Below are 12,504 nucleotides of genomic sequence, written 5' to 3' on the forward strand. Positions count from 1 at the left end.
ACTGTTTTCTGACTGGCCATGCAATATTATAGTTTATCCTAGTGGTGTTCTCTTCCGTATTAATCCGCCTCCTATCGATGTACGCGCACGTTGACTAAAGTAAATCAGTTAATAATGTGTCGCTTACACCTACATATCTCGATCGTCTCGTTGCGACGTCGAAGAGTTGATATTTAGAGTCCAAACATCGTATTATAGCACACGATCGACCCATATATCACCCTTCAGGTGTATGTATTCTGGTTTAAAGCTGCTACCATAGTGTGGAGATGGCTCAAAATTTTGGTAGCCCGCACGATTGCCCCTCATTCACCCAAAGGTATACTCCCTGACCTGTGACAAATTAGACATCTAGTGTAGGGGTGGATGGTGAATGGTGAATCATGAATGCCTATTTCTTCGGTGGGGAGGAAGTAGCATATTTTAAGCCAAAATCCTTATTGTGTATGACATGTGAGCCATAGGCGAGGACTTTCATCTCTCTGGAGTCGATCGTGTGGCACAACTTGGGTATACTTGGCATACAGACATGGAAGTTTGTACGTTACATCCAGTCGAAATTGATAGTAATGGAAATTGCGATCGAGACAGTCACCGATCGATCGGAGCTATCAACCCCTTCCCTTAGAAATAATCCTAAAATCTCAAATGAAAAACTTTCTTAGAATTGCAGGGCTAACAGGCTTCTCTCTAGCTTTGAGTTGCTCAGGTGAAGCAGTCAGAGCTGCTAACTTGGGGATAGATCCCATGTTTGAGGATCGGTTTAGGATTACAGAATTTGCCGCAGGTTTGGATTTTCCAACTGGTCTGGTGCAACTTAAAGATGGTTCGCTGTTGGTAGGCACTACTCAGGGTAGCAACTTCTTCGATCCGCAGAATACAGGTCAACTCGTGCGACTTCAAGATACCAACGGTGATGGTGTTGCTGAAAAAACGATCCTCTATGACGGTGCGATCGCTGGCAATAAGCTATCAGGATCGATTGGCGGAATTCGCGCGATCGATGACTACTTATTTGTAAATACTCTCGATCGGATTTCAGTATTCCAGCAAGGAGCCGATTTTAGTGCTAATTCCTTGGCTTTCAAGGGATCTCTAGACTTTTCCTTTCCAGCCAATCGGTACCAAGCTAGTTCGGCTCTGGCAGTTCGTCCAACTGGAACGCAGCAATTTGAACTGTTCTTTAATTTGGGTGCTACTGTAAATAATCTCGCAACTCCATCTGGTTCGATCTCGATCGCTGGTCAAAATGGGATTGCGTTAGCCACCACAACTCTCACTGGAGATTCTATTTACAAACTGCCGATCTCGATTGGATCGAATCTGACTGTTGGGACACCTACTTTAGTGGCTACCGGATTGCGTAATGCTGCCGCACTGGGATTTGACAAGACAACAGGCGATCTATACATTGGTGAAAATGGAATTGATAGCATCACCAATACAGCACTTTATCAATCCCTCACTGTTGACGAGCTGAATAAATTAACTGCTGCTCAACTTGCGAATTCAGAAGTCAAAAACTTTGGTTTTCCTGCCTATGGGGAGAAGTATGGCTCTCCAGGTGTTTTTGTGAATGGAGCGGGTGAAGATGTCAGCCCCAATTCAATTTTCACAGATCCACTCACAACTTTTCAGCCTATTTCCAACCCAAAACCAGGTTCCGAGAGTACAGGAGTTGCTACGTTAGCTTTTGCACCTACAGCGTTCCCTGATGAATTAAATGATGGCTTATTTCTAGGGTTCTTTGGTCGTCTTACCTATCAAGATGGCGATGACCTCAAAAATCCTTTGGTTTACTACGACTTGGCAACCAAATCATACTCTCATTTTCTGAGTACCAATCGACCAGGCGGAAGTTTTGGTCACTTTAGTAGTTTGCTATCTACTCAAGACTCACTGTTTGCAACAGATATGGGTGCGGGATCGGGATTACTATTCTTTTCTCCAGGTTCAGGACTTGGCAAGGTTTACCAGATTCAGGCGACTCGGACAGCTCAGGCAGTGCCTGAACCATTTACGATCGTGGGGACTCTGATCGGTGGTACGGCAGCATTACGGATGAGAAAGAAGCTCAAAGATGGTAGCAAAGCTTAGTTTGATTAGTTAAAGCACTAGCAAAGTTGGAGGATGTCAGTAATGACTTCGATCGCTTATCTGGTGCTTTATTCTGATATTATAATTGTCGCGATCGAGATAGTCATCGATCGATTAATATTCAAAATCGTCATTTGAGTCCCGTCGTTCCAACCTTCTCACTCGACGGTTTAATAATCTATTTTTACGTTGAACTTCCGATAGCTCAAAATTGAGATCGTCCGCATAGTTGCGAAGCGGGGTAAATCCATCCCGAACTATCAGCATGACGGCACCTTCAATACTATTAATGCGGTTCCGTAGATCGTTGATGTCTTCCCGCAAGGCATCATCATTCTGCTTCATAGCCACTATGTCTTGCTGGATGGCACCTACATCTTGCTTCAAGACACCTATATCTTGTTGCATCACATTCATGCCTTGTTGGATCACACTCATGCCTTGGAGCAGTCGATTCAACTGCTCCTGAATTAGATCTAGTTTTTCTTCAGACATAATTAGCTGCTAAGATGATGGTATTTGGTCTAGTTCTAATTTTAGCTTAGTTGAGGATCGATCGCTTTATCCAAATCTGCTTGAGATATATGGTAATCCTGACTCAGAGCCTTGGGTATCGATCCTGGTGCGTTACGGCTTGTGCCTAACACACCCTACATCAATATAACTGCTTATTTAAGATTGCGATATTATCGATCGCAACTCTAGCAACTTTTAAGTATAAAAAAATAGGATGAAGTTAATTAAAACTCAATCCTATCCTATCTATAGAAGTCAGAAATAAATTGTTATTCGACTGAAGATCGATCTTCTAAAATCTCAAAAGAATTGACATTTAATACCTTCCCAATCATTGCTAGAGTCATCACATCGTCATTTAATGTACCCTGAACTTTGACGTGCAATCCCACCTGACGTAAATCACGCGGACAATCCAACAACTCGTAAGTAGTCCCATCCTTAGTTACTAGTGCCCAGGCACCAGTACCAAACCCTTTGTGCTCAATGTCACCAACCGCTGTAATCATACTGTTTGAGAATCTCCTCTCGCTGCGAACCTTGCCAAACCGAAACATAACAATCCATTTATCACCAAGAAACTGCGGGCAATCCCGCCATCACCCAATAACCAAACATTGGGAGAGACTGCTGCACTAACCAGCAGACAAGCCGCCACACCCAGACTAGTCCCCACGGCAAACCATTTTGCCTGAGGCAGCGACCAGCAGACCACTAGTAATGCTAGCGGAATTAGGACACTGGCGAACACTGGATTGAGAATACTGTTACCTACGATCGCATTTCCCAATTCAGGGATCGAACTACCTAAGAGCCGAAATGGTGCTTGTGGTAGATCGAAGATGTAGAATCCTTTGAGGAAGAACAATCCACTACTCCCAGCGATCATTCCACTCATCAGCGGTAAACCAAAGGGGACATAAGCGCGAATGAAGAAGGCTAATAGATAAGAACCTAATACCATCGCTAGTTTTGGTAATAAAGCGATCGCTCCACCATCGATCCAGAACCGGAGATTGAGATAACCATTATCGCGCAACCAGCGGAAGAAATCATTGAAGGAGATTTTGCCAGTTTGGGCGAGTTTGACAGCAGCAGCCGCATCTAGATTTCCCGCACCGTAGAAGTTTTGCGGATCTTGTTCGACTTTACGGACTGATTGCTGGAGAACGGCGAGTACTTCTGATGGTTCGGTGACACCTGTAGATTTGATGAGCGCGGCGACACCTGCGACGTGGGGAGCTGCCATGCTGGTACCTTGGAAACCAATAATAATCGGTGTGTTAGTCTCAGGATCGATCGTTTCTTGCCAGATCTTGCTACCATGTCCGCCACCTGGAGCAGCGATGTCTACGCCTGCGCCATAGTTGGAAAATTCGGCGCGTTCGCCTTGAGCGTCTGTCGCACCTACGCCGATGACGCGAGCATAACGGGCGGGATAGGAGGCGGAATTATTGTTTTCATTTCCGGCGGCGGCAATGATAACGACACCCTTGCGATAAGCATACTCGATCGCGTCTTTCATGACTTGACTCTCACCACCACCACCGAGGCTCATATTAATGACATCGGCTTTGTTGTCAGCGGCAAATCTGATCGCTTCGGCAATATCACTAATCGTTCCACCACCACTGCCTGACAAGACCTTGAGCGGCATGATTTTGGCTTCAAAAGCAATTCCGGCAACACCGTAGTTATTATTGGTGGATTGGGCGACAGTGCCTGCTACGTGCGTACCGTGTCCGTTGTCATCGTCAGCGTCGATCTTATCGTTGACAAAATCATAACCTTTGACAAATTCAGTCTGCGCTAAGTCAGGAACTTTGCTAACGCCTGTGTCGAGAATGGCGACGGTGGTTCCTTTGCCGCGATTTTGTTCCCAGGCTTGTTCGGCATGGATGTTGAGCAAGTGCCACTGCTTGCTATATTGCGGGTCGTTGGGCGCGACCGAAGTATGATAGATATAGTTAGGTTCGATCGCTTCAGTATCCTGGCTCAAGCTCGATGCGCGTAGTTTGTCGAGTAATAAGCGATCGCCTGTGACTGTGTATAGGTGTTCGGACTGAGAAAATTGACTATTGAGGTGTGGTGCTAGGTGATATTGCCCACTTAATATCTGCAATTGTCGATCGATTTCAGTAGCTGAAATATTCTCTTTGAAGTCAATAACTAGGGAGTCAAATTCTCCCTTGGTTGCCAATCCTTGGAAGTTAAAGATGGCAAACCCTATGCCTAAGCAAAATAAGCACAAGACCAACAGTTTCCGCATATACAGCGATCGCTCTCTACTCAATTAATATCCTCAGCATAGCTTAACATTTTGATTTACGCCGTGATTAGGCTTTGGGAATTAGGTTTTAGGCTTTAGGGAATGGATGATGAATAGTGAATGGTGAATATTAGTAGGTATTGGATGTGTACAGAGTGCAAGAGCGTCCTACCCCTACCCCTACCCCTACCCCTAAAGCCTAAAACCTAAAACCTAAAACCTAATTAATATTGTCAGCAACTATACCAACGTAAGATACTAGAGATCTATCGATCCTCATCGCCAACCATGACTGAATCTACTGACAACCAGACACCCATGGACACCGAAGCACTTCTGCTGATGTTGCGACGCAAAGAAAGCAACTGGGTGGAATGGGGCAAAGCTTGCCAAAAGCTGCAAAAAACCGGACTCAATCCCCAAGAGATTTTTGAGGCGACTGGATTTGAACCGATTCAACAAAATCAAATCATTGTTGCTTCCCAGGTATTCGACAGTATGATGAGTGTCGGAATTGCCCCTGCCACCCAAACTCACTATCAGCGCGTGGGTAGCGATAGTCTCTACGAACTCCGCATTCTATCTCAAGAAGATCGGGCGGCTACGGCTGACTATCTGTTCAACCGCAATATTGACTCCGAAGGCTCGAAGGAAGTCGCCAAGGCGTTTAAAGAATTTTCATACATGCGCCAGCCGCCGGAGGGTTTTACCCACCATCCAGGCGACGCTGTGGCTTATCAATATTGGCGATATGTCAAGCAGCAAGCGGATTTGACTGAAAAAACCCGTCTGATCGCACGCGGGCTGATGTTTGCTCACAGTCAAAGTGCCCGCAACCAGATCGAAAAGCTCTTACTTGCTCTCTCCGCACCAGCCCAACGCACTGCGCCAGCACTACCGATTTATCGGTTGGAAGCGGATGAGCAAATGCCACGCACGATTCCGGTGGCTGGGACATTTCCGATCGCTAGTAGTATCCTCGCCTCGGTGCCAAGAATTGCCGCCACTGGTTCTTTCCAAATCGTGCGCCAGAATTGGGAAGGGGGCTGGGTGAGTTTTCCTGGTTGGGGCGTATTATGTAAAGCCGAAGATCCGATCGCGGTGATTGGCGAACGTGGCAATTTACCGATGAAAATTTCTAACGAATCACCAGAAACGATCGTCATCCTCGATCGCAATGTGACGGAATGGAATGAATTCAACTACTTTGCGATCGATCGCGATGGACAACTGGCGATCGAATGGTTCGATAGTCCCCCCAGTGTCCCGATTCTCGCTCAACTAGTCCTCGTCATCCATCCCAAACGCCCGATCGATCCTGACAATCCTAAGGATCTCTGGGAACTGGAGGATTAGGTTTTAGGTTTTAGGTTTTAGGGGTGAATGGTGAATGGTGGATGGTGGATGGTGGATGGTGACTAGAGTGTGCTTAACCTTCTCGTTCCCTTTCCCCCTTCTTCCGCTAGCCGATCGATTTCACGCAAAGTCCCGATCGGCGCACAATATTTATAAAAATATACAATTTGTTTGTTTAGTTACAAATGTAGGGATTTTTAGTCGTTAAGATGAATATATGTCAGTTAAATTTTGAGTGCGCTGTGGATTGACTGAGCTTACTAAAATCGCGCATTAGTGTACTACCTCTTTCCGGCTAACTATCCCAACTTTTTGGAGATTCAGTATGTCATTATCTAAAGGTGTAGAAATCCATCCGCTTACATCAGTTAAAGCTGGGATGATTCAATTTTATACTCCACAAGCTAGTCACGAGACGATGTTGGTGCAAATCCCCGCCAACACGATCGACGATCTGTTTGTGCATAAATATCAAACCGATCGATTGATGGTGGTGCGGGGTAATTTTATCTTGGTAATCTTGCACAATGGCAAATATCAATATATTCCCTTGAGCGAGTCTGAACTCAAGGTTGTGACTATTCCCCCGCTAGTTCCCCATGCAGCAATTAATATCGGGGATGAGCCGTGTATGTTAATTAACGCCTTAATTCGTCACGGTCAATCTCACCCATCTGATTATCGTCCACTCAAAGCACCTTTTCCTTACGATTTAATGCAAGCAGCTCGATTACGATCGAGTCAAGATTGCTCGATCGCTGCTTGAATTTAGTTAGTGATTACCTGAATTAAAATTTATGAATTGTCTTTGCCTGATTTAGCCAAGTATCGCTCGATCAGAATGATAGCAACAATGTCATCGATCGGGCGAGGTGGTTGGCGCATTCCTTGGGGAATGAGTGTGGTAAAAAAATTAGCTGGATACATTTGCCAATAGCGATCGCGTGCTTCTAGACTAGAATAGCGTTCGTCAACCAAAGATATTTGTAAATCGGGGAAGGCGATAGTTAGTTGCTGTTTCCATTGTTTAGATGTGGTTTGGTCGCCCATGACAATACGACTGACGTTATACTGCGGACATAAAGTCCTAATTTGGGCGATCGTCTGTGCTGTAAGTAATACTTCATGGTGAAGTATAGCGCGATTGCCATCGATTACAGCTATTCCACATTTATCCTTACCTGGATCGAAGCCTAAAATTGTTTCATTTCGTGCCATTTGGTAACTAGCCAGTCTTATTTCAACTATTATGCTCGATCGCATCCACTCCATCGCTACCAACCTCGCACCCAGACTGATCGAAATTCGTCGTCACCTCCATGCACACCCAGAATTGAGCGGTAAGGAATACCAAACTGGGGCATATATTGCGGGGGTGCTATCGGCGGCTGGCTTGCAGACTCAGGAATCGGTGGGGAAAACGGGAGTGATCGGCGAATTAGCAGGTGCGGGTATAGACGATCGATTGTTGGCGATTCGGACGGATATGGATGCACTCCCGATCGTCGAGCGGACTGGATTGCCATTTAGCTCCCAAAATCAAGGCGTGATGCACGCCTGTGGTCACGATGTCCATACTACCGTAGGATTGGGCACGGCGATGATCCTCGCGGAACTAGGCACGGAATTGCCTGGAAGAATGCGGTTTATCTTTCAACCCGCCGAAGAAATTGCCCAGGGTGCCGCCTGGATGGTCGCTGACGGGGCAATGCAGGAGGTGGATAGTATTTTTTCCCTGCATGTGTTTCCGTCGATTCCAGCGGGATCGATCGGGATTAGATACGGAGCTTTGACAGCCGCTGCTGATGACTTGGAAATTACGATTCTGGGTGAGTCTGGGCATGGTGCTAGACCCCATGAAGCGGTAGATGCGATCTGGATCGCGTCGCAGGTAATTACGGGGCTTCAGCAAGCAATCAGCCGCACTCAGAACCCACTCCGCCCGATCGTGCTGACGATCGGCACGATTAGCGGCGGACGCGCCCCAAACATTATCGCCGATCGCGTGGAACTATCTGGTACCGTGCGATCGCTCCATCCTGAGACTCATGCGACACTCCCCAACTGGATCGAGCAAATCGTCACCGATATTTGTCGGACGTATGGGGCGAAATGTCAAGTGAATTATCGGCGCGGCGTGCCCTCAGTCCAGAATGATAACGCCCTGACTCAAATTCTCGAATCATCGGCTAGAGCCGCCTGGGGTAGCGATCGAGTCCAGATCTTACCGGAACCCTCACTCGGTGCTGAAGACTTTTCTGTGTATCTCCAACACGCCCCAGGAACGATGTTTCGGCTGGGTGTCGGTACGCCAGATGCCAAGAATCACCCGCTCCATCATCCCCAATTTATGGTGGATGAGTCGGCGATTATTACTGGGGTGGTGACGATGGCATATACGGCATATCAGTATTGGCAAAATGTCCCTCATCGTCGCACCAATTCCGAGGAGATCTAAGTCAACATGGGTCTAACTCTGGCGCAAATCGATCGATTATTAGTAGACTGGCAGCAGAAATGCGATGCAGCCAATCAAAACTTACTAGATTTGTACGATCTGTCTGCATATCAACGCTTGAGTAGGATGGGAAATCCGCCGAGTAATGTGACTGGAACTACCCAGCAACAAGTGAGTACGGCATTGACGGCGATCGATCGGTTATTTGAGTATTTAGAATTATTCAATCAGCAGATCGATCGAGCGCGAAAATTACGGCGAGAATTACTGTCTTTATTTGTTAGTAATATTCAGTTACAAGAGATCGAGCATTTACTGACAGGTATGTCGATCGATCTACCGCAGATTCAGATCCCTTTAGCCCATAGAGATTTAATCGGTGCAGATCGGCAGATGCGATCGATTTCGCTCGAAGAGTTATTGGAACGGATGATGGTTGCCTTCATCATTGCTAGAGATACTTTTGTTGCGGTAGAAACTGCCTGGACAGAGTTAGAATCAAAGTTAATTGTCACTCATGGCTCGATCGTCGAGCTGCAACAATTAGCACAGAAATTACAGGTGGCTATTCCAGCATCACTAGTTACAGCACAGGCTAATTTTAATGATTTTCAGCTTCAGATAGAGCGAGATCCATTGGGGATAAATCTGGCTTTTGTGCGAGATATTACTTCGTTAATTAATAGTACTCGTCGCGAACTAGAAACCCTCGCCCAACAACGCCGACAGTTACAAGCCGATTTAGTGAGAGCACCACAATTACTTCAGCAATTGAGACAATTGAACCAAGACTCGATCGCTGCTGACACTGAAAGTCAGTCTAAAATTAGGCATAGTTTACCGATTGTCTCGCGAGTACCAGCCGAGGAAATAGCCGAACTAGAGCGATGGTTGGAGCGGCTAGTCGCCAAATTTGAGTCGGGGATAATTCCCCCCGTACGCGTGGGATTGACAAATTGGCTCGCGAAAGTTCGGGCTTACACGATGGCGGCAGAATCTGCACTGAGAGCCAATCGACTACCATTGGACACCAGACAGGAGTTGCGGGGAAGATTGGATGCACTCACAGCCAAGGCTCTGGCGAAGCGTCAGGCTGAAGATCCGGTTTTGGCAGATTTGACCGCTCAGGCGCGCGAAGTACTCTACACCAGCCCTACAGACCTGAATCAGGCGATCGATCTAGTGCGGAAGTACGAGCAGGGGTTAAATCGACGCTTGACGTGTTAATTTTCTTGGCGATGGAGAATTTAGCAATTGGCGATCGTGTTATAGCTAGATATAGATAGATTGCTGTCTCACCCTCGATCCCCGTTGACACGATGTCAGTTTCGATCGAGATCTGCTTTAAATAGAAGTGTGCAGCAGAATTACCAATAGGTAATCTGAGGATGAATAGATCGTAAATCTTATTTAATTTTAGATGTTAATTTAATTATGACTACATTTGAGTCGATCGCCAAACCCCAGCCTAAGTTATGGTTAGCGGCAATTAAACCACCAATGTATACGGTGGCAATTATCCCGATTACTGTGGGTTCTACCGTTGCTTATGCACAGACTCGATCGATCGATCTCAACATTTTAGGTACTTTTTTATTGTCAGCTATTGCAATTATTGCTTGGCTGAATATTAGTAACGATGTGTTCGATAGCGATACGGGTATCGATATTAATAAAGCTGAATCAGTAGTAAATCTCACTGGTAATCGTAATTTGATGTTTTGGCTGGGAAACGGATTTTTATCACTGGGCATTTTGGGGATTATGACAATCTCTTGGTGGCAACAGGATATTACTGTAGTCGCGATCGTTTTGTTGAGTTGCTTTCTCGGATACACTTATCAAGGGCCGCCATTCCGATTGGGATATCAAGGCTTGGGTGAAATAATTTGTACGATTTGTTTTGGCCCTTTGGCTATGAGTGCAGCTTATTATAGTCAGACTCAAAGTTGGTCGATCGCCAATCTAACAGCTTCCCTAATTATTGGTATTTCTACTAGTCTAATTTTATTCTGCTCCCATTTCCATCAAGTCAAAGATGATTTGGCGGCTGGTAAGCTGTCACCGATCGTTAGAATGGGGACAAAAATGGGCGCGAAGGTGTTGCAATGGAGTACTGCAAGTATTTATGTGTTAACTGCGTTCGGTGTCATCGCTCACATGTTTCCGGTGGCGACGTTGTTAGTATTTTTTAGTCTGCCATTGGCGATTAAATTAACCAATTTTGTTTCAGAATATCACGACAGGCCCGATCGAGTTCGGACTTGCAAGTATCTAGCTGTTCGGCTGCAATTTGTGAGTGGAGTGTTACTCGCCTTGGGCTTCTATTTATAGTCGATCGTTAATAAATAAAATACCCCCAATTTCTATTAGAAATCGGGGGTGTTTTATGAGAAATTGCTAGAAGCCGCCGCGTAAGTTTTGCTTGTAAGCGTTGGCATTTAAACCATCAGTGCGATTTTTATAGGCGGCGGGAATCATCCGTTGGAGGTTACTAACCCGTTCGCCAACTGCGGGGTGACTACTCAGAAATTCTGGTGCCGAATTACCGCTAATCAACTTCTTCATAAACTCAGGCATCGCGGTAGGCGCGTAACCAGTTTGAATCATCGTTGTCAAACCACTGCGATCGGCTTCATACTCATCGTTACGACTATTGGGCAGTGTCAAAGCTAATTGTACGCCTAGCTGGACGATTTGGTTGCGATCGAGTCCACTTACCACACCAATGCCTTGATTGATTGCCGCTTTTTTGATCTGTTTGAGCGAGTGACGGTTGGCGATGTGTCCGATTTCATGCCCGATTACACCAGCCAACTGCGCTTCATTATCGGCGGCTTTCATCAAGCCAGTATTGACGTAGACATAGCCACCCATCGTCGCAAAAGCATTGATAGCATCATCATCGACAACTTGGAACGTGTATTTAATATTTGGTCTGGTACTGTTTCTAGCCAACCGTTGACCGATTCGATCTACATAACTAGTGACGGCTGAATTCCGATAGAGTCGAACCTTCTCACCAAGTAGTGCTTGGTTAGTCTCTGCGCCAAAACTAGCTTCCTGTGCATCAGATATATTGTTCAACTTAACGATTTCGATCACTGATGGTGCAGCTTTGATCAGTATTTGCCACCATTCAGCCGCTCGACCGATCTGTGGTTGCCCGATAGTGACCATACATATTGTGAGTACAGAGATGCTGGAATATAACCACCGCCGCTGCAACCACTGACGGAATGAAGCTACTCTAGCGAACATAAATCTTTGGCCAAATTAGTAATGTGAGTCAGCGCGATCATCGCTACATTGATTTTAACAACTAGCAGTAATAATGACGGTATTTTAGTGATTTATGTTGCAGCAAGCTACCTACAGAGAATGCCAACGATTGTGTCTTGATTCGCAGTCTTGAAAAGGTGCTTCACTTGTCTCGCCTTTGTCATCCGCCCAGTTGGGAAACCCCTGTTCCCACTGGGCGGGGCAACCGACCAGCAGCACTTTTCGCTACGCGGACTGAATTTCTTACTTAGGGACTTACAATTAAAAAATCATTCCGGCTTTGATTCTGGGATGTAGAAAATATCAACAAACCATTTACCAAGATTCAGTTGCTCACCTTGTACTTCTAAACAAGTTAATCGTTGAATTTGATTTTCCACCTCTGCCATTGCTTGTTTAGTAAGTTTGACCCCAGTTTTATAGATTTCGGCAACAAATTTGACTACAGGATTTCCCCCCTTCCATGTCATTGTTCGTGCGAAGTTTAATACCGTATCAATCTCATCTAAAATACTCCCATTCCAAT

11 protein-coding genes and 1 pseudogene are annotated in these 12,504 nt (G+C 45.8%); 6 read left to right on the plus strand and 6 right to left on the minus strand.

The genetic code is table 11. The features are described from left to right. The first annotated feature begins 648 nt into the window (after positions 1–648). The gene (locus ACEW9J_RS00005; RefSeq protein ID WP_373543107.1) at positions 649–2,097 is read left to right on the plus strand and encodes a sorbosone dehydrogenase family protein; all 1,449 of its coding nucleotides are present in this window, start codon (positions 649–651) and stop codon (positions 2,095–2,097) included. Between the two features lie 114 nt (positions 2,098–2,211). Here ACEW9J_RS00005 and ACEW9J_RS00010 read toward each other — a convergent pair whose 3' ends face one another. The 3 genes from ACEW9J_RS00010 to ACEW9J_RS00020 form a co-directional block, all read right to left on the minus strand. Continuing rightward, a complete protein-coding gene (locus tag ACEW9J_RS00010) occupies positions 2,212–2,592 on the minus strand; it encodes a hypothetical protein (RefSeq protein WP_373543108.1) in 381 nt (126 codons plus the stop codon). Positions 2,593–2,882: 290 nt separating this feature from the next. Beyond that, positions 2,883–3,122, minus strand: coding sequence for a hypothetical protein (locus ACEW9J_RS00015; protein WP_373543109.1), 240 nt, complete (start codon positions 3,120–3,122; stop codon positions 2,883–2,885). Beyond that, entirely contained in the window at positions 3,119–4,882 is a 1,764-nt protein-coding gene (locus ACEW9J_RS00020; RefSeq protein WP_373543110.1) for a S8 family peptidase, read from the minus strand. Before ACEW9J_RS00020 ends, ACEW9J_RS00015 begins: the two co-directional genes overlap by 4 nt. 288 nt (positions 4,883–5,170) lie before the next feature. Here ACEW9J_RS00020 and raf1 point away from each other — a divergent pair, with 288 nt between their 5' ends. Together raf1 and ACEW9J_RS00030 are read left to right on the plus strand one after the other, a co-directional pair. Beyond that, positions 5,171–6,238 carry a RuBisCO accumulation factor 1 gene (gene raf1 / locus ACEW9J_RS00025; RefSeq protein ID WP_373543111.1) on the plus strand — a complete coding sequence of 356 codons (1,068 nt, stop codon included), beginning with the start codon at positions 5,171–5,173 and terminating at the stop codon, positions 6,236–6,238. Positions 6,239–6,563: 325 nt separating this feature from the next. Continuing rightward, on the plus strand, positions 6,564–7,004 hold the full coding sequence (locus ACEW9J_RS00030) for a cupin domain-containing protein (protein WP_373543112.1): 441 nt from the start codon (positions 6,564–6,566) through the stop codon (positions 7,002–7,004). Between the two features lie 29 nt (positions 7,005–7,033). On the opposite strand, the gene ACEW9J_RS00035 is transcribed toward ACEW9J_RS00030, so the two are convergent. Further along, positions 7,034–7,456: a pre-16S rRNA-processing nuclease YqgF gene (locus ACEW9J_RS00035; protein ID WP_373543113.1), complete on the minus strand. Its 423-nt coding sequence runs from the start codon at positions 7,454–7,456 to the stop codon at positions 7,034–7,036. Between the two features lie 31 nt (positions 7,457–7,487). Here ACEW9J_RS00035 and ACEW9J_RS00040 point away from each other — a divergent pair, with 31 nt between their 5' ends. The 3 genes from ACEW9J_RS00040 (at position 7,488) to menA (ending at position 11,030) form a co-directional block, all read left to right on the plus strand. Continuing rightward, complete coding sequence (locus ACEW9J_RS00040) at positions 7,488–8,696, plus strand: M20 family metallopeptidase (protein WP_373543114.1); 1,209 nt, start codon at positions 7,488–7,490, stop codon at positions 8,694–8,696. 6 nt (positions 8,697–8,702) lie between these two features. Further along, entirely contained in the window at positions 8,703–9,923 is a 1,221-nt protein-coding gene (locus ACEW9J_RS00045) for a hypothetical protein (RefSeq protein WP_373543115.1), read from the plus strand. 207 nt (positions 9,924–10,130) lie between these two features. Continuing rightward, the gene (gene menA, locus ACEW9J_RS00050) at positions 10,131–11,030 is read left to right on the plus strand and encodes a 2-carboxy-1,4-naphthoquinone phytyltransferase (protein WP_373543116.1); all 900 of its coding nucleotides are present in this window, start codon (positions 10,131–10,133) and stop codon (positions 11,028–11,030) included. A gap of 66 nt (positions 11,031–11,096) precedes the next feature. Here menA and ACEW9J_RS00055 read toward each other — a convergent pair whose 3' ends face one another. Both ACEW9J_RS00055 and ACEW9J_RS00060 read right to left on the minus strand, forming a co-directional pair. Then, entirely contained in the window at positions 11,097–11,957 is an 861-nt protein-coding gene (locus tag ACEW9J_RS00055) for a M48 family metallopeptidase (RefSeq protein ID WP_373543117.1), read from the minus strand. 290 nt (positions 11,958–12,247) lie between these two features. Then, positions 12,248–12,504 (minus strand): annotated as a pseudogene (locus tag ACEW9J_RS00060) (ISAzo13 family transposase); the annotation flags it as partial.

Source organism: Chamaesiphon sp. (genome assembly GCF_041737865.1).
Taxonomy (GTDB): domain Bacteria; phylum Cyanobacteriota; class Cyanobacteriia; order Cyanobacteriales; family Chamaesiphonaceae; genus Chamaesiphon.

What these genes read in the sequence shown, in the direction of transcription:
- raf1 (WP_373543111.1), top strand. Translation starts at nt 5,171, where the DNA reads ATGACTGAATCTACTGACAACCAGACACCCATGGACACCGAAGCACTT.
- ACEW9J_RS00055 (WP_373543117.1), bottom strand. Translation starts at nt 11,957, where the DNA reads ATGTTCGCTAGAGTAGCTTCATTCCGTCAGTGGTTGCAGCGGCGGTGG.
- ACEW9J_RS00040 (WP_373543114.1), top strand. Translation starts at nt 7,488, where the DNA reads ATGCTCGATCGCATCCACTCCATCGCTACCAACCTCGCACCCAGACTG.
- ACEW9J_RS00020 (WP_373543110.1), bottom strand. Translation starts at nt 4,882, where the DNA reads ATGCGGAAACTGTTGGTCTTGTGCTTATTTTGCTTAGGCATAGGGTTT.
- ACEW9J_RS00015 (WP_373543109.1), bottom strand. Translation starts at nt 3,122, where the DNA reads ATGATTACAGCGGTTGGTGACATTGAGCACAAAGGGTTTGGTACTGGT.
- menA (WP_373543116.1), top strand. Translation starts at nt 10,131, where the DNA reads ATGACTACATTTGAGTCGATCGCCAAACCCCAGCCTAAGTTATGGTTA.
- ACEW9J_RS00005 (WP_373543107.1), top strand. Translation starts at nt 649, where the DNA reads ATGAAAAACTTTCTTAGAATTGCAGGGCTAACAGGCTTCTCTCTAGCT.
- ACEW9J_RS00035 (WP_373543113.1), bottom strand. Translation starts at nt 7,456, where the DNA reads ATGGCACGAAATGAAACAATTTTAGGCTTCGATCCAGGTAAGGATAAA.
- ACEW9J_RS00010 (WP_373543108.1), bottom strand. Translation starts at nt 2,592, where the DNA reads ATGTCTGAAGAAAAACTAGATCTAATTCAGGAGCAGTTGAATCGACTG.
- ACEW9J_RS00030 (WP_373543112.1), top strand. Translation starts at nt 6,564, where the DNA reads ATGTCATTATCTAAAGGTGTAGAAATCCATCCGCTTACATCAGTTAAA.
- ACEW9J_RS00045 (WP_373543115.1), top strand. Translation starts at nt 8,703, where the DNA reads ATGGGTCTAACTCTGGCGCAAATCGATCGATTATTAGTAGACTGGCAG.